The 23154-nt window shown below is 59.8% G+C and carries 20 protein-coding genes; 12 read left to right on the top strand and 8 right to left on the bottom strand.

The annotated features are described in order from the left end of the window. Positions 1 to 96: 96 nt before the first annotated feature. Entirely contained in the window at positions 97 to 1464 is a 1368-nt protein-coding gene (locus tag NW853_RS10500) for an efflux RND transporter periplasmic adaptor subunit (RefSeq protein WP_414332832.1), read from the top strand. After that, entirely contained in the window at positions 1461 to 2672 is a 1212-nt protein-coding gene (locus NW853_RS10495) for an ABC transporter permease (RefSeq protein ID WP_414332830.1), read from the top strand. The genes NW853_RS10500 and NW853_RS10495 overlap by 4 nt, the downstream gene beginning before the upstream one ends. On the opposite strand, the gene NW853_RS10490 is transcribed toward NW853_RS10495, so the two are convergent. Together NW853_RS10490 and NW853_RS10485 are read right to left on the bottom strand one after the other, a co-directional pair. Beyond that, positions 2669 to 4177: a UbiD family decarboxylase gene (locus NW853_RS10490; protein ID WP_414348983.1), complete on the bottom strand. Its 1509-nt coding sequence runs from the start codon at positions 4175 to 4177 to the stop codon at positions 2669 to 2671. The genes NW853_RS10495 and NW853_RS10490 overlap by 4 nt on opposite strands. 49 nt (positions 4178 to 4226) lie before the next feature. After that, on the bottom strand, positions 4227 to 5123 hold the full coding sequence (locus tag NW853_RS10485; RefSeq protein ID WP_414332827.1) for a carbohydrate ABC transporter permease: 897 nt from the start codon (positions 5121 to 5123) through the stop codon (positions 4227 to 4229). Positions 5124 to 5322: 199 nt separating this feature from the next. Here NW853_RS10485 and NW853_RS10480 point away from each other — a divergent pair, with 199 nt between their 5' ends. The 4 genes from NW853_RS10480 to grxC all read left to right on the top strand — a co-directional run bounded on the left by NW853_RS10480 (position 5323) and on the right by grxC (position 9603). After that, positions 5323 to 5658 (top strand): YbaB/EbfC family nucleoid-associated protein, encoded by a 336-nt coding sequence (locus NW853_RS10480; RefSeq protein ID WP_414332825.1) that lies wholly within the window; start codon positions 5323 to 5325, stop codon positions 5656 to 5658. Positions 5659 to 5671: 13 nt separating this feature from the next. Continuing rightward, positions 5672 to 6271: a recombination mediator RecR gene (recR, locus tag NW853_RS10475; protein WP_414332824.1), complete on the top strand. Its 600-nt coding sequence runs from the start codon at positions 5672 to 5674 to the stop codon at positions 6269 to 6271. Between the two features lie 216 nt (positions 6272 to 6487). Beyond that, positions 6488 to 9271: a DNA polymerase I gene (gene polA / locus NW853_RS10470; RefSeq protein WP_414332822.1), complete on the top strand. Its 2784-nt coding sequence runs from the start codon at positions 6488 to 6490 to the stop codon at positions 9269 to 9271. Between the two features lie 71 nt (positions 9272 to 9342). Beyond that, positions 9343 to 9603 (top strand): glutaredoxin 3, encoded by a 261-nt coding sequence (grxC, locus tag NW853_RS10465; RefSeq protein WP_414332820.1) that lies wholly within the window; start codon positions 9343 to 9345, stop codon positions 9601 to 9603. Between the two features lie 17 nt (positions 9604 to 9620). Here grxC and NW853_RS10460 read toward each other — a convergent pair whose 3' ends face one another. Beyond that, positions 9621 to 9917, bottom strand: a complete 297-nt coding sequence (locus NW853_RS10460) for a DUF2470 domain-containing protein (RefSeq protein ID WP_414332819.1) — start codon at positions 9915 to 9917, stop codon at positions 9621 to 9623. Between the two features lie 86 nt (positions 9918 to 10003). Beyond that, positions 10004 to 10675 (bottom strand): hypothetical protein, encoded by a 672-nt coding sequence (locus NW853_RS10455; protein ID WP_414332817.1) that lies wholly within the window; start codon positions 10673 to 10675, stop codon positions 10004 to 10006. A gap of 106 nt (positions 10676 to 10781) precedes the next feature. On the opposite strand from NW853_RS10455, the gene NW853_RS10450 reads away from it, so the two are divergent. Next, entirely contained in the window at positions 10782 to 11174 is a 393-nt protein-coding gene (locus NW853_RS10450; RefSeq protein WP_414332816.1) for a hypothetical protein, read from the top strand. Between the two features lie 221 nt (positions 11175 to 11395). Here the strand turns inward: NW853_RS10450 and ispG are convergent, their stop codons facing one another. Together ispG and NW853_RS10440 are read right to left on the bottom strand one after the other, a co-directional pair. Then, on the bottom strand, positions 11396 to 12637 hold the full coding sequence (ispG, locus tag NW853_RS10445; protein ID WP_414332881.1) for a (E)-4-hydroxy-3-methylbut-2-enyl-diphosphate synthase: 1242 nt from the start codon (positions 12635 to 12637) through the stop codon (positions 11396 to 11398). Positions 12638 to 12886: 249 nt separating this feature from the next. Further along, the gene (locus NW853_RS10440; RefSeq protein ID WP_414332815.1) at positions 12887 to 13402 is read right to left on the bottom strand and encodes a bifunctional nuclease family protein; all 516 of its coding nucleotides are present in this window, start codon (positions 13400 to 13402) and stop codon (positions 12887 to 12889) included. Between the two features lie 64 nt (positions 13403 to 13466). Here NW853_RS10440 and NW853_RS10435 point away from each other — a divergent pair, with 64 nt between their 5' ends. Continuing rightward, the gene (locus NW853_RS10435; RefSeq protein WP_414332814.1) at positions 13467 to 14243 is read left to right on the top strand and encodes a cobalt-precorrin-6A reductase; all 777 of its coding nucleotides are present in this window, start codon (positions 13467 to 13469) and stop codon (positions 14241 to 14243) included. Here NW853_RS10435 and NW853_RS10430 read toward each other — a convergent pair. Further along, positions 14240 to 14596, bottom strand: a complete 357-nt coding sequence (locus NW853_RS10430) for a single-stranded DNA-binding protein (protein WP_414332812.1) — start codon at positions 14594 to 14596, stop codon at positions 14240 to 14242. The genes NW853_RS10435 and NW853_RS10430 overlap by 4 nt on opposite strands. Before the next feature lie 371 nt (positions 14597 to 14967). Here NW853_RS10430 and NW853_RS10425 point away from each other — a divergent pair, with 371 nt between their 5' ends. Next, positions 14968 to 17124 carry an NAD(P)H-quinone oxidoreductase subunit 5 gene (locus tag NW853_RS10425; protein ID WP_414348982.1) on the top strand — a complete coding sequence of 719 codons (2157 nt, stop codon included), beginning with the start codon at positions 14968 to 14970 and terminating at the stop codon, positions 17122 to 17124. Here the strand turns inward: NW853_RS10425 and NW853_RS10420 are convergent. After that, positions 17121 to 18242, bottom strand: a complete 1122-nt coding sequence (locus tag NW853_RS10420) for a PP2C family protein-serine/threonine phosphatase (protein WP_414348981.1) — start codon at positions 18240 to 18242, stop codon at positions 17121 to 17123. The genes NW853_RS10425 and NW853_RS10420 overlap by 4 nt on opposite strands. A 371-nt stretch (positions 18243 to 18613) precedes the next feature. Between NW853_RS10420 and NW853_RS10415 the strand changes: the two genes are divergently transcribed. From NW853_RS10415 to NW853_RS10405, 3 genes are all read left to right on the top strand, one after another. Further along, entirely contained in the window at positions 18614 to 20419 is a 1806-nt protein-coding gene (locus tag NW853_RS10415) for a hypothetical protein (RefSeq protein WP_414348980.1), read from the top strand. 83 nt (positions 20420 to 20502) lie between these two features. Then, positions 20503 to 21537, top strand: a complete 1035-nt coding sequence (locus tag NW853_RS10410; protein WP_414332807.1) for an NADP(H)-dependent aldo-keto reductase — start codon at positions 20503 to 20505, stop codon at positions 21535 to 21537. Between the two features lie 146 nt (positions 21538 to 21683). Continuing rightward, positions 21684 to 23154 (top strand): S-layer homology domain-containing protein (locus NW853_RS10405; RefSeq protein ID WP_414348979.1); only part of this gene is annotated, 1471 nt, incomplete at its 3' end.

Raw genomic sequence — 23154 nt, 5'->3', positions numbered from 1 at the left:
GCTGGCCGAGGGATGCGGGAAACCGTGTTTACGCCCCCCGCCTTTTTCCAATAGTCTAGACAAAGACAAAGCTTTTTTAAGAATGGGAGATTTTCTGTGATCCTGCACACGGACAAGACTGAGACGGGATCCCTGTCTTCTCCCAAGCCTGTAGATCAGCCCCTGCCACAGAGCAGCCGCAAGCGATTTCCCTTTGGCTGGATGCTTTTGGGCCTGCTGTTGGCTGGCTTAGGGGGCAGTGGTCTCCTGATCCAGCGTCAGCTTCAGCAGCAGCGGGCAGAACGGCTGGAACGATTAACGGTACCGGTTCAGGTGGTGGATCTCACCCAACGTCTGCGGGTAAGCGGCCAGGTGCAGCCGATCCGACAGGTGAATGTTAGCCCCCGCGAGTCGGGTCGCCTGGCAGAACTGTTGGTGGATCAGGGGGATGAAGTGGTGGCAGGGCAGTTGTTGGCCCGGATGGACTACGGGGATCTGGCCAGCGGCATTCGGCAAGCGCAGGCCCGCATCCAAGAGCTGCAAGCCCGTCTAGCGGAGCAACAGGCCGGCGAGCGCCCCCCAGTGATCGCGGCGGCCCAGGCTAGGGTGGATGCAGCCCGGTCGCAGGTGGGTCTGGCCCAAAAAGAGCTGGAGCGCATTCAGGCCCTGGCACAGGCGGGGGCAGTAGCCCGCAGCGAGCTGGATCAACGTCTGGCCCGCCTGGAACAGGCGCAGGCGGATTTGCGGGCGGCCCAACAGGAGCTGCAGCGATTGCAACTGGGGAGCCGCCCGGAAACCCTGCAGCAAATTCAAGCTCAGATTGCTCAGGCGCAAGCCGAGCTGGCCCAACGGCAATCCCGGCTGGCCGAGGCCGAAGTCCGTGCCCCCTTTTCCGGTGTGGTGGTGCAGCGCTTTGCCGAAGTGGGATCCTTTGTAGCCCCGACAACCGCCGCTTCCGATGCCACTGCCGCTTCTTCCAGCTCGATTTTGGCGCTGGCCCAGGGAATTGAGGTGCGAGCAGAAGTGCCGGAAGCCCAAATTGCCCAAGTGCGGCTGGGCCAGCCGGTGGAGATCCGGTCTCTGGCCTATCCCGACCGCGTGGTACAGGGTCGGGTGAAGCGAATTGCCCCCGCTACGGTGGTGGTGCGGGAGGTAACGGTCTTTCGGGTCTTCGTCGAGCCGGAGCCCGGAGCCGACTTTTTGCGCACCGGCATGAATGTTTCGGTGGATTTCATCGGGGATCCCCAGCCGCAGGCTTTGACGGTGCCCTCGGTGGCCATCCTGCGCGAGGAAGGCCAGGAAGGCGTGATCCTACTGGATCCGCGAACCCGGCGACCTGTCTATCGCCGCGTGGAAACGGGCATCACCCAGGGTGGCGTTACCCAGATCCGCTCCGGTCTGCAGGCAGGGGATCGAGTCTTTACGGCCCTGCCGCCAGGAGTGAGCATAGGAACCCTGATCAAGGAAGTGGAGCAACAGCCATGAGCCTGGCAACTGCGGCCAAAATGGCCTGGCAAATGGTGCGACGGCATCGCTTGCGCACCGGGCTGAGCATGCTGGGGATCCTCATCGGCAACGCCGCCGTGGTGGCCATTGCCGGGTTTGGCCATGCTGCCCAGGAGCTGGCAGTGGATCAGTTTCGCTCTTTGGGCACCAATTTGCTCATTGTCTTTTCTTCCAGCTTGGGCCTGGCGGATGCGAGCAACACCCGCCCCATTACCCTCGAAGATCTGCGGGCGATTGTTGCGGAAGTGCCTGCCGTATCGGCAGCCGTCCCCAGCCTTGGAACCAACGTGCGGGCCGTGCGGGGCGGGGTGGATCGCCGCTATGAAGCCACCGGCACCTGGCCGGAGTATTTGTCGGTGCTCAATTTGGAGATCGAGCAGGGCCGCTTCCTCTTGCCGGCGGATATCGAGGAACAGCGACCGGTGGTGGTGCTGGGGAGCGAGGCCGCTGGCCAGTTGTTCGGCCTGGATCCTGCTGCTGCCATCGGGGAGACCGTCCTGTTGAACAACTTGCCCTTCGAGGTCATCGGCACCTTGCGCTCCAAGCCGACGGTGTTTGGCAACAGCGATGCCGGGCTGTTTTTGCCGGTGGATGTGGTGGCCAACCGCTTTGTCGGGCGGCGATCCCCTTATGGCCTGGAGCTGACAGCCATTTTTGTCTCCGCCCGCTCCGAAGCCGATCTGCCGGCTGCCGAGTTCCAGATCCGCAACCTGCTGCGGCAGCGGCACCAACTGGTGGGAGAAGACGACTTCATCATCCGCAACCAGAAGGTGCTCCTGGATGGCTCGGCCAGGATTTTGACGTTGCTGCGGGTGCTGCTGACGGGTACGGCGGCTCTCTCCCTGCTGGTGGGCGGGGTGGGGATCATGAATGTGATGCTGATCTCGGTGGCAGAACGCACCCCGGAGATCGGGCTGCGCAAGGCGATCGGAGCCGATAGCCGGCAGATCTTACAACAGTTTGCCGCCGAGGCGATCTTCATTGCCGTGACCGGGGGGGTGCTCGGGATCCTCTTCAGCAGCGGGGTTTTGGTGATTGTGCAGGTATTCACCCCCTTGGCCACCCGGATCGATCTGGTGGCGGTGGCGGTTTCCTTCACGCTTTCGACGGGGATTGGGCTGGTCTTCGGCATTTTCCCGGCCCGCAAAGCGGCGCAACTGGATCCCATCGAGGCCCTACGGGCTTAGAGCTCGTAGCCAAACAGGCGGGGATCCGCCGGCTGTAAGTCCAGATCCGCCAGGCCGTATTCGGCCCAACGGCGATCCACCAGGCGGGCCACTTGCGGATCCGGGGCAAGGGGAGCCCGCCAGGGAGCATCGGTTTCCGGGGGGATCTTGGTGGTGGCATCGATCCCCATCTTGCCCCCCAGACCCCGTTTTTCGGTGGCAAAGTCCAGGGCGTCGAAGGGATTGTCCGGCAAAATAAACACATCCCGCTGCGGGTCTACTCGGGAACACAGGCACCAGAGCACCTGCCGTGGATCCCGCACGTTGATATCTTTGTCCACCACAATAACGAACTTGGTGTAGCTGAACTGGGGCAGGGCGCTCCAAAAAGCCAGGGCCGCCCGCCGCGCTTGGCCGGGATAGGCTTTGTCGATGGACAAGATGGCCGCCTTGTAGCCCAGGGCCTCCATGGGCAAAAAGAAATCCACGATCTCCGGCACCTGCTGCCTGAGGATGGGGGTATAGATGCGGTTGAGGGCCAGCGCCATCAGGTCGTTTTCTTTGGGGGGCTTGCCGCTGAAGGTGGTGAGGTAGAGGGGATCGCGGCGGTGGCTGAGGCAGTGGAAGCGGATGAGAGGAGCCTGCTCGTTGCGGGGGCCGTAGTAGCCGATGTGATCCCCGGCGGGGCCGTCGGGGGCCACCTCCCCAGGGGTGATGGTGCCCTCCAAGACGATCTCGGCCTGGGCCGGCACCTCCAGATCCACCGTCTTACAGCGGGCCAGGTGTAACCCTTCGCCGCTGTAGAGGCCGGCAAACAGCCACTCCGAGAGATCCACCGGCAGGGGCGTGGCCGCTGCCAGGATCACGGCGGGATCCACCCCGATGGCCACTGCCACTTCCAACTTCCGCCCCAGGGCCGCCGCCTTGCGCAGATGCCGGGTGGCCCCCCGCACCGACAGCCATTGCACCGTCATGGTGTTGCGGCTTTGCAGTTGCAGGCGGTACACCCCCACATTGGGGATCCCATTTTCCGGGTCTTTGGTAACCATCAGGCCCAACGTCAGCACCCGCCCGGCATCGCCGGGATAGACCCGCAGCAGGGGCAATTGGGTGAGATCCACCTCCTCTCCCCGCAGCACCACCTGCTGACAGGGGGGGAGCAGATCCCGGCCGGGCCTAGCCTTGAAGACGCTGAACAGCGCCTGCCCCAGCTCCACCGCCTGGGCAAAACTTTTTGGCGGGCGCGGCTGGTAGAGCAAGGCCAATTTTTTCCCCAGCTCCTCCAGCTCCCGCGGCTCCTCCATCCCCAAGGCCCAGCAGATGCGCTCCAGCGTGCCCAAAACGTTGATCAGCAGCGGCATCGCGGATCCCTTCACCCGTTCAAACAGCAGCGCCGGCCCCCCACAAGCCAAAAGGCGATCGGCGATCTCGGCAATTTCTAAGTCGGGATCCACTTCGGCTGAAACGCGGCGAAGCTGGCCACGGGACTCCAGCAGGGCAACGAAACGGCGCAGATCTCTGGGCATGAAGGGAGTACTCGCAGGGTGAGGGTCTCGCTAACTTAACTTATTTGATTTATTTGTCGCGGCTGAGGGCTAGGCCGCTCATGAAAGGCTTTTGCAGGGCAATAAACACCACCAGCGGCGGAATGCTGGCGATGATCGCCCCCAGCATCATGGGGCCATAGGAGGCGGAGCTATCCAAGTTCAGCAAGGATTGCAGCCCCACCTGCACCACCTGCCGCTCCCGGCCTTGCACGATCAAGCGGGGCCACAGGTACATATTCCAAGCGTAGACGAAGTGAATCACCGCCTGGGCCCCGATGGCATTCCAGCTCAGGGGGATCAGCACTTGGGTGAGAAACTGCAAGGGGTTTGCCCCGTCCAGTTGGGCCGCCTCCGCCAACTCGCGGGGGATGTTGGAAAAATGTTGGCGAAACAAAAACGTGGCCGTGGCGCTGGCCAGAAAAGGCACGATCAAGGCGTAGTAGGTGGATCCCCAGCCCAAGTTGGTGACCAGCCGCAGCAGGGCGATGATCAAGATTTCTGTGGGCATCATCAAGGTCATGAGCACAAAGCCGAAGGCCAGCCCTTTGCCCGGAAAGCGAAAGTAGACGAAGGCCAGCCCCGCCAGCAGGGACAAAACCGTCTTGCCCACCGTGATGGCCGCGGCCATGATGGCGCTGTTGACCATGTAGTGGCCCAAGTGGCGCGCCACCATCACCTGCTGCCAGTTGAAGGCCAACGAAGAGCCAAAGGTCAATTGGTAGCGGAACACCTCGGCGTTGTTTTGGGTGCTCACGATCAGGGCATACAACACCGGAAACCCCAACGCCAAACAGGCCAGCACCAGGCCCAAATGCACGTACCAACGCTCCGGGATCCAGCGCCCCCAGGGCAGGGGAGAGGGCTTCTGGGATAAGGGTATGGGCTGGGCTAAGGGCGATTGCGGATCCTGCAACAGTTGAGCCATGGCACCTCCAAACGGCGAACACCGACGAGCAGACGGGCTTTGGGGTTTCTCTTCTGCTGGTTCTGTTGTGAGGATAATCCGCCAGAGTTAAGGGCAACCTAAGGAAGGCAGGTCTGGCTCCATTTTCGGGTGCTTTTACCGGCAAGAGGAAACGGGTAGAGTAGAACAGCAGTGTCTGAATAATTAAGGAGAGGATCCCATGACCCGAGGCTTTGGTCCCTTCGGCAAAATCCAAGAAGCGCTCAAGAAGGCCCAAGAGGTGCGGGATGGCGCTCAAAGGCTGCAAAAAGAGCTGGAAGAGATGGAGATCGTCGGCGAAGCCGGCAATGGGCTGGTGAAAGTGACGGTGAACGGCAACCAAGAACCCCTCAAGGTGTCTTTGGATCCCGAGGTTCTCAAAGAATCCGCGGATGTGGTAGAGGACTTGCTCTTGACGGCGATGGTGAACGCCTACACCCAGTCTGCCGAGACGATGCGCAAACGCATGGAGGAGCTGACCGGAAACATCAATCTGCCGGGGCTGGGGTTGGGCTGAGCCGCTCTTTTCTATGTACACTCGCCCTTTGGCTCGCCTGATCGAGGAGCTGCAGCGGCTGCCCGGCATTGGCTCCAAAACGGCTCAGCGCCTGGCCCTGCATCTGATCAACCGGCCTGCCGGCGAGATCGAGGCCCTGGCCCAGGCCCTGTTGGAGGCCAAGCAAACCGTCAAGCATTGCTCCATCTGCTTCAACTGGTCGGCGGAAGATCCCTGTGAGATCTGCCGTTCGCCGCAGCGAGACCGCTCGCTGTGGTGCGTGGTGGCCGATGTCAAGGATCTCATCGCCATGGAACGCACCCGCGAGTTCAAGGGGCTTTACCACGTTTTGGGGGGCCTGATCTCCCCCATGAACGGGATCGGGGCGGATCAACTGCACATCCGCGAGCTGGTGGCCCGGGTGGCGCAGGAAAAGCCGCAGGAGCTGATCTTCGCCATCAGCCCCAGCGTGGAGGGAGAGGTGACCATGCATGTGGTCAAGGATTACCTGAAGCCGATTGCCCCCACCTTGCGCATGACCCGCCTGGCCTTCGGCCTACCCATGGGATCCGAGCTGGAGTATGCCGACGAGGTCACCCTGGCCCGTGCCCTAGAAGCCCGGCAGGAATTGTAAACCGCGCCACCAGGGGTTGAGAAAACAACCTAAGCAGTGGAGCCAGCAAAACGGCAGTCGGGTTCAGAAGTTGTCATTGGTTGTCATTCCACCCCAACTCTCGGGCGCCCGGCCTGTCAGCAGCCGGCTGAGTCTTGGCGGCCCTGAGGGATGGGGGATCCCTTTTGCGCCCAGCCCAGATCCGATAGGCTGGATTCACCTTCGTGGTACTGGGCGATGGCTTGGCAAACTCCAACACTGCTGCTGGTGGACGGGCACTCTCTGGCCTACCGCTCCTTCTACGCCTTTGCTTACAGCCGTGAGGGGGGGTTGCGCACTTCCACCGGGATCCCCACCAGCGTCAGCTTTGGCTTTTTGAGATCGCTGCTGGACGTCCTAGAGAAATACCCGCCCACCCACGTAGCCGTTGCCTTCGATACCCGGCAGCCCACTTTTCGCCACGAGGCCGACGAAACCTACAAATCAGGCCGACCGGAAACCCCGCCGGAGTTTATCGAAGACGTGGAGAACCTCAAGCAGGTGTTGACGGCGCTGCGCATCCCCATTTTGGTGGTGCCTGGCTTTGAGGCCGATGACATTTTGGGTACCCTCAGCAGGATGGCCCCCCCAGATTACCGGGTGCAGATTTTAAGCGGGGATCAAGATCTGTTTCAGTTGATCGACGCCGATGGGAGAGTCCGGGTTTTGCACCTCAACAGCAAAGATCGCATCAGCGAATTCGGCCCCGAACAGGTTAAAGAAAAATTGGGCATTTGGCCTTGGCAAGTGGTGGACTACAAGGCCCTCTGCGGCGACACTTCCGATAACATTCCCGGAGTCAAAGGGATCGGACCTAAGCGAGCGGCGGAGCTGTTGGAACGCTACGGCAGTTTGGAGGAGATTTTTAATCACCTTGATGAGATCAAAGGAAAAGTTCAACAATACCTCAAAGAAGGGATCCCGGCAGCCCGACACTCACAATTTATGGCCCGGATCAACTGCGCTGTCCCCCTCTCCCCCGACTGGGAAAGCATGAAATTAACCGGGTTTAACCAAGAAGAACTGCTGCCGCTGCTGGAAAGATTGGAGTTTCACAGTCTCATCGCCCAAGTACGCAATATTCAAGCCATTTTGGGCGGGATCCCGGCCACCCCCAGTTCCACCGCCGATTCCCCAGATGCTCAAGAGAAGGACGAAGCCCTTTGGTTTGATTTTGCCCTGGATCCCGCCCCTTCTCTGCCGACAGTGCGCATCGTCGATACGCCGGAGCAATTGGAGCGTTTGCGACAAGACCTGCTGGCCTGTCCAGGGATCATAGCTTGGGACACCGAAACCACTAGTTTGGAGCCCCGAGATGCCCAATTGGTGGGGATCGGCTGTTGTTGGTCAGAGCAGGACATTGCCTACCTGCCCATCGGCCACCGCCAGGGAGCCAACCTGGATTGGGAGCTGGTGAAACGAAACCTGCAGCCCCTTTGGGAAGATCCCAACCGACCCAAAAGCCTACAAAACTGCAAGTATGACCTGAGCATTTTCCGCGCCCACGGCATCCACCTGCAAGGGATCCAATTTGATCCCATGTTGGCCAGCTATGTCTTGGATCCAGAAGCCGGCCACAACTTGGCCGATTTGGCAGCCACCCACTTGAATTTGCCGACCACCAGCTACGAAAAGTTGCTGGGCAAAGCACAATCCATCGCCGATATTCCAATTCCTCAAGTTGCAGAATACTGCGGAACCGATGCCTACTGCGCCTATCGCTTGGTGCCCATCCTCACCGAAAAACTCCAACAGACCGATCCGCGCCTGTGGGATCTTTTCATTCAGGTGGAGCTGCCCTTGGCCCAAGTTTTGGAAGAAATGGAGTGGGTCGGCATTCGCATTGATACCGAATTTTTGAGGCAATTCTCCCAAGAGCTGGAACAAGAATTGCAAAGTTTGGAACAACAAGCCTATGCCCAAGCCGGCGAGACCTTCAACCTCAATTCTCCCAAACAACTGGGATCCCTGCTCTTTGAGAAGCTAAAACTGGATATTCGCAAAACCCGCAAAACGGCCACCGGATATTCCACCGACGCCTCTGTTTTAGAAAAGCTAGAGGGGGATCATCCCCTCATCGAGACCATTCTGCGCTACCGCACTTTGGCCAAGCTGAAATCGACCTATGTGGATGCTCTGCCTGCCCTGGTGAGAAGCGACACCGGCAGAGTCCACACCGACTTCAACCAAACCGTCACCGCCACCGGCAGGCTCAGCTCCTCAAACCCCAACCTACAGAATATCCCCATTCGCACCGAGTTCAGCCGCCGCATTCGCCAGGCTTTTATTCCCCAAGAGGGGTGGCTATTGGCCTCGGCTGACTACTCCCAAATTGAGCTGCGCATTTTGGCTCACCTCAGCCAGGAGCCCACGTTGGTGGAGGGCTTTCGCTCAGGAGAAGATGTGCATACTCTTACAGCTCGTTTGCTCTTTGAAAAACAAGACATCACCAGCGAAGAACGCCGCCTAGCCAAGACGATCAACTATGGGGTGATCTACGGCATGGGAGCGCAGCGCTTTGCCCGCACCGCGGGGGTTTCTTTATCCGAGGCCAAGCAATTTTTGCAGCGATTTAACGAGCGCTACGCCGGCATTTTCGCCTATTTGCGCTCCACCGAAGCCTTTGTGGAAGAACACGGCTACGTAGAAACGATCTTGGGCCGCCGTCGCTATTTCCCCAACCTGTCCCGCCTGACAGGCCATCGCAAACTGGCCGAGTTGCGGGCGGCTGTAAATGCCCCCATCCAGGGATCCGCCTCAGACATCATCAAAGTGGCGATGGTACGCCTGCAGCAAAAGCTGCAGAACTTTCGCTCCCGCTTGCTCCTGCAAGTCCATGACGAGCTGGTGTTTGAGGTGGATCCCTCGGAATGGCAGGCCCTACAACCCCTGATCCAAACAGAAATGGAAGGAGCGGTGCCCCTTTCCATACCCCTGGTGGTGGATATCCAAATCGGCCACAACTGGAAGGAAGCCAACTAGACCGTGGGACAGACCAGGGATCCCAGCCCTGTGGAAATGTTAAACTTTGTAAAAGTGTTTGTTGTTTTCCTATGGCCGTCGAGATTTACACCTGGCGTTTTTGTCCTTTCTGCATCCGGGCCAAGCAACTGCTGGAGCGCAAAGGCGTGCAATACATCGAATACGCGATTGATGGAGACGAGGTGGCGCGGGCGGAAATGGCCAAGCGGGCCAATGGTCGCCGTTCGGTGCCGCAAATTTTCATCAACAACCAGCACATTGGCGGCTGCGACGATCTTTACGCGCTCGAGGCCCGCGGTCAGTTGGATCCGCTCCTGCAACAGGCCAGCTAAGCCTCACCGTCTGGGGGTCACTCTGCCGCTTGTTTAAGCTGAGCGCGGGCCTGCTTCAACATGGCAATTAGGGTGTGATGGGCGTCCTCGGAGTCCCGCAGGGGGTGGTCGAAGCCAATCCGCAGCGTTTGTGCCATCCCATCCACCTGCACCTGCAAGTCCATCCCTTCTGGATCGATGGCCTGCATACGGGCTTGGGTGACGCCTTCCAGGCGGCCAAAGACCCTGGCGTAGAGCGCCACTGCATCGGCGTGATCTTCGTTCATATGCTTGCAGATGCGCTCGCTGACTTCTGGGGTGAGGGGATCGGCCATGGCAGTCGTTTTTTGCTCTTAGCTCTCAGTTTAGAGTAAATTACCCGGCGCACCCAAGATAAGCAAAAAATCAGGGATCCAGCAGCTCAGGCTCGTCCTTGGGCTTGCAGCTCCAACAACTCGTCTGCCATCTCCAAAAAAGCCTCCCGATCCAGGTAAGAGACATCTCCCACCCATTCCCCCAGCTTGACCACGTAGACCTCGCTCAAGGTGGGGCGGCGCTGCAAATCCCGCGAGTAGGCTTTCACCAACGCCAGCACCGATTGCTTTTTAACAATTCGCCGGTAGCGGGGATCGTCCTTGGCGCGGACACGATAGACGACTCCGGTCTCATCGCCGATCTCCATCTCAAACTGGCGCTCTCGCACCTCTTCGATATAGAGCTCACCCTCTTCGTCCAGCTTTTCCCGTTCTTCCACCACCACCTCGAAGCGGCGGGTGCGCAACACCTGCCCAAAAAACAATCCCCCATAGGGAATCTCGCGAAAGGCTATCTGGCGCCGGGAGATGGTGTACAGGGGCCCCCACAGGAAGGGATAGAGCAACGCGAGAAACCCGGCCAAAAAGGAGAGCGCCCCCAGAAAGGATCCCTCGCCAAAGGCACGAGAAAGCACCAGCAGCGCCACACCCACCAGGATGGCCGTGATGATGCGGCCCGTGCTCTTGAGGGCATCGCTCCAGTAAGCTGCATACTGAAGGCGGGTGGGCACCACCGGAATCACCAATTCGCATTCTTCTGGGGTGAGCTCCAACAACATGCTCAGGGATCCTCACAATGCCACAATCTGTCTGCCGGGGGCCAGACCCTATCTTAGAATGAGGCAGAGGCGCTTCGCTGCCAGTCCTTGCTCGCTTTCTATCTCCATGCCGACAGGATCCCACTTCTCCCCGACCGGCCAGACCCTCAGACAGCAAGTGGCCCAGTTGGACGAGGGATCCCGTCGAGACAAGGCCTGGTTGGGGGATGCCGTGTTAGGCTTGTTTGCCCGGCAGTGGCTGCTGGGCCCACCTCAGGACTGGCAGGTGCCTTCCCCTCCCCGTTGTGATTTGAATCGGGCAGAACTGTTCACCTGGCTGACCTCCAATCAATTTTTGTCGGCCCTCAGGGATCCCACACAGGTGGAGGCAGAAATCGGCCTGCTTTACGAAAAAGAAGGTCTACAAGCGGCCTTTGCCTACATCCAGGAGCACCTGCTGCCTCTGTTTGTGAGGCAGGTCAACAACCGCGCCAAAGCCCTGCGTAGCCGACGCCGCTAGCCGGTTTCTATAGTCATTTCAAATCAAATAGCAATGAAACGGCTCGCTACGTCGTTATGGCTACGCAACGCTCTCACTCTCCTTTCCCTGAGGGAGAGGGGCCGGGGGTGGTCGCGCTAGCGGCGCGGAGCGCTTGGGCGGGCCGGCGGCAAAGTGTCTTAATCTAACGACTATAAATGGCCGTTGAAATCTACAGTTGCTCTGGACGTAGTGATTTCAACTCAGGCTGGGGTCCCGGGGGAAGAAGGCGGATCCACCCAACGGCCATCGGCTTTGATCAGATCGATCAGCGCTTGGACGCCCTCGGATTCCGGCACCTTTTTCACTTCTTCTTTGCCGCGGTAGAGGGAGATCACCCCTGGCGTCTTACCCACATAGCCGTAATCGGCGTCGGCCATTTCTCCTGGCCCATTGACGATGCAGCCCATGACGGCAATGTCGAGGCCCACCAGGTGCTGAGTTGCGGCGCGCACCTTCTGCAGCACTTCCTCCAAGTTGAAGAGGGTACGGCCACAGGAAGGACAGGCCACATATTCCACCATGGTCTTGCGCAGGTTGAGGGCCTGCAAGATGCCGTAGGCCACCGGGATCTCCTTTTCCGGCGCTTCCGTGAGAGACACCCGAATGGTGTCGCCGATCCCTTCGGCCAGCAGCGTCCCGATCCCGACGGCCGACTTGATGCGGCCATATTCTCCATCGCCGGCCTCGGTTACGCCCAAGTGAAAGGGATAATTCAGGCCCAAGGCATCGAAGCGGCGGGCCGCCAGCCGGTAGGCCGCCAACATCACCTGAGGACGGGAAGCCTTGAAGGAGAGAACCACATTGTGGAAATCCTGCTCGGCGCAAATTTGGGCAAATTCCAGGGCCGACTCCACCATGCCCTCAGGCGTATCCCCGTAGGTGAAGAGCATCCGCTCTGCCAGGGATCCGTGGTTGACCCCAATGCGCAGGGCTTTGTTCTGGGCTTTGAGGGTCTGGACAAGGGGGGTGAAGGTTTCCCGGATTTTGTTGCGGATTGCCTCAAATTCCGCTTGGGTATATTCGGTACGACCGGGCTGGGGTTTTTCAAAGACAAACAACCCTGGGTTAATGCGCACCTTATCCACGTATTGGGCCACTTCCAGGGCGATCTTGATGCCGTTGTGGTGCACATCGGCCACCAGGGGCACCGGCCTGTAGGTTTGGATCAGCTTGTCCCGAATCGCCTCCATCGCCTTGGCGTGGGCCATGCTGGGAACGGTGACGCGCACAATTTCCGAGCCCGCCTCGTGCAGACGACGGATGGCCGCCACCGCCGCCTCGATGTCGAGGGTGTCTTCGTTAATCATCGACTGCACCACCACCGGGTGCTGGCTGCCGATCAACACGTCGGCTACGGCCACGGTGCGGGTGGGGCGACGAGGATAGACCGGTTCTGGGTAGGGCTGCTGAGGGGGGGCGCTGGGCCGATCTAGGGTTTGCATCATAGCTTGGTTAAGCTGAGAGGGCTACTCTAGCTTGATTGTAGGCTGAAATGCCGGCAAGACCGGGAGCTCAGGGTAGGTACTGAGGGGCTCACCCTCCGGCAGCCGGGCGCGATCCCCGCCTCCTGATTAACTCAGGATGGGACACCTTATCGAGAAAATGAGCAGAGCCTTAGACGGCCACAGGGGGCAGAGACTGGTCAATCACTCGGATCCTCTAGCAGCGGATAGCTCAGCAGGGCAGCAACTTCAACTGTCTGCTTCCGTGGGGTGGTCGGTGAAGGGGCGGCTGCGAATAAAGTCTTTGGGCGTCACGTTTTCCACAAACTTGCGAAAGGCTTCCCGCTCCGCTTCGTCGGCATCCTGGTTCATCGGGATCGAGGCTTCCGCGATCACCTCTTCCACCGTCCAGATGGGAACGTGGGCTCGCAGGGCAAGGGCAATGGCATCGCTGGGGCGGCAGTCGATCTCTTGCTTTTTATCGCCGCAGAAGGTGACAAGCACCGCGTAGAAGGTGTTGTCCAGCAGGGCGTGAATGATAACTCGCTCCAGCCTGATCCCCCACGTCTTCCAGGAGTTGAGGATTAGATCATGGGTCATAGGGCGCAGTGGCTTTTGGTCGTCCAGCGCCTGCAAAATGGCATTGGCTTCTGCTTTCCCCACCCAAATGGGCAGGGCACGCCGCTCACTGCTATCGCGCAGGATGACGATGGGGTTCTGGTTAACGGCATCGACCGCGATCCCAGCCACATGCATCTCGATCATGAGCAACTGCCTCCAGCCGTTGATCTTGATCGTATCTACGGGTGCCAAAGTTTGGCAACACACCATGAGCTCAGTCGGTGATCTGGCGAAAGTGACCTTGATCGGGGGCACCAGCGAGAGCCGCAGCTTGGCCAAGGCCCTCAGCCGCCAGGGGATCCCTTGGATAGCCAGCGTCACCAGCGAGGGCGGCAGAAGCCTGTATCGGGATCTGCCCGGCCAGGTGGTGGTGACGCGATTTTCGCTGCCCTCTTTGGAACAGTTCCTGCAGGAGCGCCAGATCCGCGTGGTAGTGGATGCCTCCCATCCCTTTGCCCAGGAGATCTCACAATTGGCTATGCAGGTGTCGGCCCAACTGGGGATCCCCTACCTGCGCTACGAGCGCCCCCCGGTGGCGTTGGATCCCTGGGTGCAGGTGGTGCCGGACTGGCAGGGGGTGCTCACCGAGGCCGTGCTGGCGGGGCGGCGGCTGCTCTTGACGGTGGGGGTGAAGGCGTTGCCCTTGTTTGTACCCTGGCAGGATCGCTGCCAGTTGTACGCGCGGGTACTGCCGCAGTCGGTTCCCCAAGCGGTGCAAGCCGGGATCCCTGCTGAGCGGGTGATTGGGATGCGCCTGCCCCTCAGCTTTGAGCAGGAGCTGCGGCTTTGGCAGAGGCTAGATCTTCAGGGAGTCATCAGCAAGGACTCGGGAGAAGCGGGTGGGCTGGTCGTTAAACAGGCCGTGGCCAAAACCCTGGGGATCCCGCTGTGGGTAGTCCGACGACCACTCTTGAGCTACCCCTGGTGTAGTCAGGATTTGGCCGAGGTGGTGCGGGAGTGCCAACGTCGGCTGGGGCAGATTTAGAACCGCTCCTCTGCAGCCAGGTCAGGCTCGCGATCTTGACGGGATCCCAGCAACTCGAGACGATCTACAGCGATGACAGGCCGCTGGCGCTCCTCACCCGTGGATTTGTCTTTCCAGCGATCGAACTTGAGGCTGCCCGTTACCCCGATGAGGCTGCCCTTGCGCACGTATTCTCCGGCCACCTCAGCCGTGCGCCCCCACAGCTCCAAGTTGAACCAATCGGGCTTGTCTTCGCCTTTGCGGAAGCGGTTGACCGCCAAGCTAAAGGTACACACCACCTTGCCCGACTCGAAGTAGCGCACCTCCGGATCCATGCCGGCTCGCCCCACCAAGGTCACCAAGTTCAGGCTCATGGGTTTTCTCCAGATCGTTTACGGCCCCTAGGCTTTTGTTGTAGCGCTTGCAAGCGATCCCTGTCATCTTCGCGGCGACGGCCTCGGCTGATCGCGTCAGCGGGCCGTAGGCCTTGCGGATCGAGGCTCGGGGAGAGTCTTTAGAATATCTCCCGATTGTCCTGCGGGGATCCCGGTTGCTCAGAAAGAAAAATCTCTGCTCTCATGGATTGGGCAGCCACAAGGGGGGCGCTGATCGTGTTGCAAAGATTTACAATGTCAGAAGCCCCAGAGCACCTGCCGGCCCAGACCCCTGATCCCTGGAGATAGATTTTCACCGGCCAGCAGGGAGGGTTGACTACCGCAAGAGGACGCATTCAGCACCATTTCCCATGGAATTCATCTACGCATACGCCTGGTTGATCCCTGTTTATCCGTTGGTGGCGGCTTTTTTACTCGGCTTGGGCATTTTGGTGTTCAATGCCTGGACAAGATCCAACCGCTCTCTGGCCGCCTTCTTGAGCGTGTTCGCGACGGGAACGGCGATGGTTCACGCCTTTGCCCTTTTGGTCAGCCAAGCGCAGGGCCATGAGACCGTTCTCAAAACCATCACCTGGGCTCAGGCGGGATCTTTCTTGGTGGACATGGGGTTTGTGGTGGATCACCTGAGCGCCATGATGCTGGTGGTGGTAACCACGGTGGCCTTTCTGGTGCAGATCTACTCCGATGGCTACATGGCCCACGACCCCGGCTATGTGCGTTTCTACGCCTACCTGAGCCTGTTCACCTCCTCGATGCTGGGCCTGGTGGTCAGCCCCAACCTGGTGCAGATCTACATCTTCTGGGAGCTGGTGGGGATGTGCTCCTACCTGCTGATCGGCTTTTGGTACGAGCGGCAGGCGGCGGCGGAAGCAGCCCAGAAGGCGTTTGTGGTCAACCGTGTGGGGGACTTTGGCCTGTTGCTGGGCATTTTGGGCTTCTACTGGATTTCCGGCACTTTTGGGTTTGAGGAACTGGCCCGCAATGTGGAGCAGATGGTGGCCAACGGCGCGGTGAGCAGCAGCTTGGTTGCCCTGTTTGCGGTGTTGGTGTTCTTGGGGCCAGTGGCCAAGTCGGCCCAGTTCCCGCTGCACGTGTGGCTGCCGGATGCCATGGAAGGTCCCACGCCCATTTCCGCCCTCATCCACGCGGCCACGATGGTGGCTGCCGGGGTCTTCCTGTTGGCGCGTATGTTCCCGCTGCTGGAAGGGATCCCAGCAGTCATGGATCTCATCGCCTGGACAGGGGCAGGTACGGCTTTTTTGGGGGCCAGCATCGCCATCACCCAAAACGACATCAAAAAGGGCTTGGCCTACTCCACCATCTCCCAACTGGGCTATATGGTCATGGCCATGGGGTGCGGTGCCTATGGGGCCGGCCTGTTTCACCTGACAACCCATGCTTACTTTAAGGCGCTGCTCTTTTTGGGATCCGGCTCGGTCATCCATGGCATGGAAGCCGTGGTTGGCCATGACCCCGCCTTAGCTCAGGATATGCGCCTGATGGGAGGGCTGCGCAAATACATGCCGGTTACGGCCATTACTTTTTTGATTGGCACGCTGGCCATCTGTGGGATCCCGCCCTTTGCCGGCTTCTGGTCCAAGGACGAGATCTTGGCCGCGGTGTTTGAACACAACCCAGCTCTCTGGGGTGTGGGCTTCCTCACCGCGGGGATCACCGCCTTCTACATGTTCCGCATCTACTTTCTTACTTTTGAAGGGGAGTTTCGCGGCACCAACCTGAAGCTGCGGCAGGAGGTGGCCGTCAGCCAGGGCCGACCGGTGCCGGCTTTTGCCTATGCGTTTGCCGGGAAAGAGGCGGCCTACGGCCCCGGAGCCATGAACCTTTACGAAAGGCCCCAGCCCAGCAGCCATCCCGAAGCTGTGGAAGACGGGCACGATGGGCATGGCCACGCCGCCGAGCCGCATGAGTCTCCCCTGTCGATGACGATGCCGTTGGTGGCGCTGGCGGTTCCTTCGGTGCTGATCGGCTTGGTGGGCACTCCCTTTGCCAACTTCTTCGAGGCGTTCATCCATGCGCCTGGCGAATCGGCTACAGAGGCCGTTTCCCTCTGGGCCCAGGTGGCAGCCGAGTGGCAAGGGGTGCTGGCGGGTCACTTTGACTGGCGGGAGTTTCTGATCATGGCGGGCAGCTCGGTGGGCATTGGGCTGATCGGCATCACCTTGGCCGGCTTGATCTACTGGCAGAAGCGCATCGATCCCGGCACCTTCCCCCAAAGCCTGCAACCCCTGTACTACTTCTCCCTCAACAAGTGGTACATTGATGACCTCTACGAGCGGGTCTTTGTGCGGGGCACCCGCTTTGTGGCGCGGGAGGCGCTGGAGGTGGACAGCCGCATTGTGGATGGGGTGGTCAACTTGACGGGCCTGGTGGCAATGGTCGGCGGCGAAGTGATGAAATACCTGGAGAACGGCAAGGCGCAGTTTTATGCTTTGATCATCTTTGCAGCGGTGGTGGTGATGGTGGTGCTTTCCGGCGTGGGGGTTTAGCGAAAGCTGACACGAAGCAAGGAGAAATCATCTTCAAAATCTGTTTGCCCCTGGAAAGATTGGGCGTGCTGGATCACCTGATCCAGGCTGCCGTCGGCGCTCTTGCTCAGCAGAGCCATCAGATTGTCTAGCCCCCAGATTTCTCTCTGCGGGTTCATGACTTCGTAAACTCCGTCGCTGAACACGTAGAGGTGGCTGTTCTCAGGGATCTGCACTTGATCCCTTTGAAAATTCTGGTCGGGCAAAACCCCGATGGGCACGTTGGCGGTCTTCAGCAGGCGCAACTCCTGAGCCTGGATGAGCAGAGCAGGCGGATGGCCAGCACTGGCAAAAGAGAGCAGACGGGATCGCGGCTGATAGACCCCATACCAAAGGGTGAAGTACATGTCGTGGTGGGATCCCATCTGGAAAGAGTGGTTGAGGGCGCGCAAGACCGCATCCGGCTGTCGCGGGTCGGTGTCGGGTAAGCCCTGAGAGCGCAACTGGTTCATCACCGATACCGACAGTAGAGCGGATCCCACCCCATGCCCCGACACATCTAGCAGGTAGATGGCCAGATGATCCTCGTCTAGCCAGTGGTAGTTAAATGAATCCCCCCCCAACTCCTGCGAAGGCAAAAAGCACCACTCGATGGCTATTCGGTGATCGGGGAAAGAGGCCGGCTTGGGCAAAAGCGAACGCACATAGCTGGCCGCCTCGGCCAGTTCTGCCCGCAACCTGGCGGTTTGCTGTTGCAAGTCGTAGCTGAGCTGATGCAAGCGCAGCCCAGCCCGCACGCGCGCCCGCAGCTCGTTGGGGTCGATGGGCTTGCTGAGGAACTCGTCTGCCCCGGCATCCAGGCCCTGAATACGGTCTTCGACTTCTGTGCGCGCAGTGAGCAAAATAAAAAACGTCGTGGAAAACTTGGGATCCGCCTTGATGCGCCGGCAGACCTCCAGCCCATCCATGTCCGGCATCATCCAATCGCAGATGATCAGCCCCGGCACCAGCAGCTGGGCTTGCTCCAGCCCCTCTGAGCCATTGCTAGCCATCTCCACGGTATAGCCCTGTCGCTCCAGGGATCGCTTCAACACCAGCCGAATGGTGGGATCGTCGTCCACAATCAAAATGGCCGTCATGACCACTGCACCTCAATCCCGAATCAACCCGAATTAAAATGCAACTCTGGCCCGTACTGGTAGGCGGACCCTTTATCCTAGCCCAGGGGTTGCGGCAGAAAAGCCGGTTTGGAGGGCAGTTAGGGGAAAAGCCTCAGCAACCTCATCCACCAGAGCTAAAGTTGCGTATCCCTTAGTGGATCCCTAAAACCGTGGTTGCACGCTACCCAAAAGCTGACCGTTTCAAGATACTGGTGGGAATAGATAACAGCGGGGGGGTTTTTGGGCAGATTTTGCTTTAGAGACTTCCATTGGACACAGAGATACGGATCACATCTTATCCATCCTTTGCCGGTCTAGAGTGAACTTTGAGGTTAAACGGCCTTTGCTGCATGAGCGCGTCTCCTCTATCCTTATCTCCGCCGTCCGTTCGGGATTCGCAGGCGGCTTCACCCACGGCACCCCGCCAAGCTCCCAGGGGAGAAATCCGGCTGGAGGAGTTGGATGAGAAGCAATTGCTGGCCGGCCTATCGTCGGTGGTGCTCAACCCGGCAGCTTGGAGTTGCTTCAGCATCGGTGAAACCAGCCGCTTGCTACGCCCCCTGCAAATTTGCCCTGACTTGACCGGAACTCCCGTTCTCTCCCCAGGCGCCACTGCCGAAGTTGTCTATAAGTTCCTGCTGAGCGACGGTCGGATTGGAACCATGAAGGGGCTGATCTCGATCGAGGACTTTCGCAGCAAGCGGCTGCATTCTATTTACGAGGAGCTGCGTATTGAAGAAATCATACCGGTTTTTAACGAAGCGGTCGTTGTGCAGATCATCGATCAGTTGAAGCCGATTTTTGCCCGCGACCTGGACGAGCTGCTCTGGCAAGAAAGCTTTTACTTTACTCCTCAAGATCTGCGCCAGCCGGAGTTCCTGCTGCGCGGCCTGCGGCCCGAGGCGATCCCGCGTCGCTTTCGACCGCATCTGCAAAGGGTGTACTCCCAGATCAAGGAGGTGTGTCGCAGCCTGCCCAACATCGCCTTCCAACTGTGTCTGCGGGCCTACCTGGAGTACAACGAGGTCAAAAACAAGCATCTGTTGGCAATTCTGCTCAGCAAGTATTTTTACACGCTCTACCGCATCGGTGGACTGGACGGTTGGGAAAGTCGGGATCCGGTGGAGGTGGGATCCCTGTGCTCTGGCGATCGGCGGGCTCGCTTGCAGGCTCTTTCTCGCCTCTTAACCCTGGATAACGACAGCGACGCTCCCTTGGTGGGCATCGGTGGCGCGGGGCCGGGGGGCGGCTATTTCAGTGGAGAATGGGAACCTGCTGCTACCGAGGTGCCGAGCGCAGAAGAGATCGAAAAGCTGCGGCAAGATGCGGAGGCGGCGCGCGGCCAGGCCGCCGAGGCGCAGCAGTTGGTAACCCAATATCAAGAAGAGAAAAAACAAGAGCTGCTCAACCGCCTGCAGGATCCGGGAAAGTTTCTTCTTTTCAGCATTCATCAGTTTTTTGACACCATCTTCGGATCCCTACCCGGAGAGGTGAAAAGCGAGTATGGAGCAGTTTGGGTGCCGCGCACCTCCTACTTGGACGAGAAAGAGCGGGACAAGCTGACCGAGCATTTGCACTGGATCACCAGCGAGACCTATTTGCTTAGCATCCCCTTTGCTGAGGCAACAATCATCGGCTATTGGCGGGTTTTGGCCGATTCGTTCTACAACCAGTGGGTTTTAAACCAGTACAAGCAGTTGCAAAGCTACGGAGTGGATCTGGAGCAGCAGGGCATCCAAATCCTGGAGCGCGAACAATTTTTGCATGAAGTGCAACTGCGCTTTGCTGCCCGCCACTGCGAGATTGTAACTCAAAATGTAGAGAAGATCGGCCAAATTGTGGTGGATAGCCTGGCCAAGCGGGTGGCCCTCAACGCCAGTCAGCAAAGCTTCCAGGCGATGCGGGCCAAATTGACCACCGTTTTGGATATGGACATTTCCCGCAAGGACATGGGAGAGGTCAAGCGGCTGATCGACTACTTCACGGATGTGTTTTTGGGCAAGCGGGAGGAGCTGCGTTCTCCTTACCCAGTGGGCACCATCTTGCAAGTAAAGGCAGCCGTCGAGGCCCGTCCCCCCGACAGTCGCACCCGCATTGGCCTGGAAATCCTAAACCAGATCTACCGCGAGTACATGCCTATGCTGCAGCAAGAGTAGGGGCAGGGATCCCATAGGCTGGCAGGTGTTGGGCACAATGGGGCTAAGGTGTGCTGTCTCGGGTTAGGAGATCGGGAGTTTCCATGCGCTACCGCCAGCTTGGCCACAGCCCTTTGCAGGTCTCGGAAATCTGTCTGGGCACCATGACCTTTGGACAGCAGAATACCTTGGCCGAGGCTTGGGAACAGCTCGATTACGCGGTGGAGCACGGGATCAACTTCATCGACACCGCCGAGATGTACCCGGTGCCGGCGCGGGCGGAAACCCAGGGAGCCACAGAACGCTACATCGGCGAGTGGCTACAACACCAGCCGCGGGAGCGCCTCATCATCGCCACCAAGATCACCGGCCCCGGGCGGCCCTGGCACTGGATCCGCGGTGGGTCTCTCTCGATTAGCCGCGACAACCTCAAACAGGCGGTGGCCGGCAGCCTCAAACGCCTGAAGACCGACTACATCGACCTCTACCAAATCCACTGGCCGGATCGCTATGTGCCCCTGTTTGGGGGGGTGGCCTACGATCCCAGCCAGGAGCGGCCCACGGTTCCCATTGCCGAGCAACTGCAGGGCTTGGCGGAACTGGTGCAGGAGGGCCTGGTGCGCTACATCGGCCTGAGCAACGAAACCCCCTGGGGAGTCTGCGAGTTCTGCCACCTGGCCGAGCAGTTGGGCCTGCCCAAGGTGGTCTCGATTCAAAACGCCTATAGCCTCCTCAACCGCACGTTTGAGATGGGCCTGGCGGAGGTTTGCCACCACGAGCAGGTGGGGTTGCTGGCCTACAGCCCCCTGGCCTTTGGGCTGCTGACGGGCAAATACCTGGGGGGCGCCAAGCCGCCGGGATCCCGTTTGGCACTGTTTGAGGGCTTTGGCCAGCGCTACCGCAAGCCCAATGTGGAAGAGGCCGTGGCCGCCTACGTACGCATTGCCCGCCAGCACGGCCTGACCCCTGCCCAGTTGGCTTTGGCCTTTGTGCGCAGCCGCTGGTTTGTCACCAGCACCATCATCGGAGCCACCAACCTGGCCCAGCTCAAGGAAAACCTCAGTTGCCTGGAGCTGTCGCCTGAGATCTTGGCGGAGATCGAAGCGGTGCACCAGCGCTACCCCAATCCTGCACCCTGAGCAGGCGACAAAACAGCCCGCCAAGGAGAACTTTTTGAGAACTTTCCTCGTCTGGGGCTATGGCTTGGATAACTAGGTCCGAGCTGGCCCCTCTTGAACTCACAAACTTCCCAGGGGCTCTCCTAGCAGATCGTGAGGTGTGAACAATGCGCAACCTTTTCCTTTGGCAGGGTTGGAAGACGGCAGCTCTGGTGGTAGGCTGCAGCAGCTTGGTTTGGATGGGGGATCCCGCTTGGGCGCAACTTTCTGATATCGGCACCTACTGGGGCGCCCAGTACATCGCCGGCTTGAACGAGCGGCAGATCATCGGCGGCTTCCCAGACGGCACCTTTCGCCCCAATGAGTCGATTACCCGCGCCCAGTTTGCCGTTATCGTTACCAAAGCTTTTGGGCTGGATACCAACGTTCCCGTACGCTCCTTTGCCGATCCCATTCCCAGTTGGGCAGCTCCCTCTATTGGCGCGGCGGCAGCAGCAGGGTATGTTTCCGGCTTTCCCGACGGCACGTTCCGTCCCAACGATGTCCTCACCCGCGCCCAGGCCATTACTGTCCTGACCCGCGCTGCCACCAACGGCAGGCTCCTCGGGGATCCAAGCCAAATTGATGCCATCCTGGCCGGGTTCAGCGATGCCAATTTGGTTCCCAACTTTGCCCGCGCCCCCATCGCGACAGCGGTTCAAGAAGGGCTGTTGGTGCTCTACCCTGATCCCACCCGCTTGAATGCCCAGGCGGTGGCCACGCGGGGGGAAGTGGCGGCTCTTACCTACCAAGCGCTGGCCAAGGTGGGCCGGGTGCCCAGCCTAGACCCGCCGGTGGGGGCTGCCATCCCCGGGCCAGGGATCCGCACCGAGCTCCTCGCCCAGGTTACCCCCACCCCTGAGCCCCTGGCTACGCCGGATATCCCTGTGGAGCCGCTGGTGGAAACGCTGCCCGCCGCGCCGGAAGTGAGAACTTTCTTGGCCCGCGAGGAGCTGGGATCCGTCAAACCGGGGGACACCCTGACGGTGTATTTGCTGGGATCCCCGGGGGCGCAGGGGTCTTTTTCCATCCCCGGTATCGCCTACAACCTGCCGTTGCAGGAAACCCGCCCTGGCCAATACGAGGGCAGCTACACCTTCCGCAGCCAAGACCGGGCCTCGGAAGCGCCGGTGTTCGCCCGTCTGGAGCGAAATGGGCTGGTGACCCTGGTGCAATTGCCGGACAAAACCATCAGCATTGGGCAGGTGACCGACACCACCTTCCCCACCATCAGCGACCTGGCCCCGCCCAACGGAGCGGTGACCGACAACCCGCGCCCCGCCATCTCCGCCCGCTTTCAAGATGACCAGGGGATCGACCTCAATAGCTTTACCCTGCTGGTGAACAATGTAGATGTCACTGCCCAAGCCCAGCTCAGCCGCACCGGCTTCGCCTATACCCCAGCCGAGCCGCTGCCCAGCGATCGACCGACCTTGATTGCCGTTCAAATTGCCGATACTAGCGGCAACACTGCCATCCAGCAGTGGTCTTTCCAGGTGCGGGCCGCCCAGCCCACACCCACTCCAACACCCACACCCACGCCGACCCCGACACCCACACCCACACCTGTCGCTGATACACATCTGCGAGCCCACGAGA

The organism is Synechococcus sp. H55.11, assembly GCF_047462475.1.
Classification (GTDB): Bacteria; Cyanobacteriota; Cyanobacteriia; order Thermostichales; family Thermostichaceae; genus Thermostichus.
This window is presented reverse-complemented; position numbering and strand designations above follow the sequence as displayed.

What these genes read in the sequence shown, in the direction of transcription:
- NW853_RS10495 (WP_414332830.1), top strand. Translation starts at nt 1,461, where the DNA reads ATGAGCCTGGCAACTGCGGCCAAAATGGCCTGGCAAATGGTGCGACGG.
- NW853_RS10490 (WP_414348983.1), bottom strand. Translation starts at nt 4,177, where the DNA reads ATGCCCAGAGATCTGCGCCGTTTCGTTGCCCTGCTGGAGTCCCGTGGC.
- NW853_RS10485 (WP_414332827.1), bottom strand. Translation starts at nt 5,123, where the DNA reads ATGGCTCAACTGTTGCAGGATCCGCAATCGCCCTTAGCCCAGCCCATA.
- NW853_RS10480 (WP_414332825.1), top strand. Translation starts at nt 5,323, where the DNA reads ATGACCCGAGGCTTTGGTCCCTTCGGCAAAATCCAAGAAGCGCTCAAG.
- recR (WP_414332824.1), top strand. Translation starts at nt 5,672, where the DNA reads ATGTACACTCGCCCTTTGGCTCGCCTGATCGAGGAGCTGCAGCGGCTG.
- polA (WP_414332822.1), top strand. Translation starts at nt 6,488, where the DNA reads ATGGCTTGGCAAACTCCAACACTGCTGCTGGTGGACGGGCACTCTCTG.
- grxC (WP_414332820.1), top strand. Translation starts at nt 9,343, where the DNA reads ATGGCCGTCGAGATTTACACCTGGCGTTTTTGTCCTTTCTGCATCCGG.
- NW853_RS10460 (WP_414332819.1), bottom strand. Translation starts at nt 9,917, where the DNA reads ATGGCCGATCCCCTCACCCCAGAAGTCAGCGAGCGCATCTGCAAGCAT.
- NW853_RS10455 (WP_414332817.1), bottom strand. Translation starts at nt 10,675, where the DNA reads ATGTTGTTGGAGCTCACCCCAGAAGAATGCGAATTGGTGATTCCGGTG.
- NW853_RS10450 (WP_414332816.1), top strand. Translation starts at nt 10,782, where the DNA reads ATGCCGACAGGATCCCACTTCTCCCCGACCGGCCAGACCCTCAGACAG.
- ispG (WP_414332881.1), bottom strand. Translation starts at nt 12,637, where the DNA reads ATGCAAACCCTAGATCGGCCCAGCGCCCCCCCTCAGCAGCCCTACCCA.
- NW853_RS10440 (WP_414332815.1), bottom strand. Translation starts at nt 13,402, where the DNA reads ATGATCGAGATGCATGTGGCTGGGATCGCGGTCGATGCCGTTAACCAG.
- NW853_RS10435 (WP_414332814.1), top strand. Translation starts at nt 13,467, where the DNA reads ATGAGCTCAGTCGGTGATCTGGCGAAAGTGACCTTGATCGGGGGCACC.
- NW853_RS10430 (WP_414332812.1), bottom strand. Translation starts at nt 14,596, where the DNA reads ATGAGCCTGAACTTGGTGACCTTGGTGGGGCGAGCCGGCATGGATCCG.
- NW853_RS10425 (WP_414348982.1), top strand. Translation starts at nt 14,968, where the DNA reads ATGGAATTCATCTACGCATACGCCTGGTTGATCCCTGTTTATCCGTTG.
- NW853_RS10420 (WP_414348981.1), bottom strand. Translation starts at nt 18,242, where the DNA reads ATGACGGCCATTTTGATTGTGGACGACGATCCCACCATTCGGCTGGTG.
- NW853_RS10415 (WP_414348980.1), top strand. Translation starts at nt 18,614, where the DNA reads ATGAGCGCGTCTCCTCTATCCTTATCTCCGCCGTCCGTTCGGGATTCG.
- NW853_RS10410 (WP_414332807.1), top strand. Translation starts at nt 20,503, where the DNA reads ATGCGCTACCGCCAGCTTGGCCACAGCCCTTTGCAGGTCTCGGAAATC.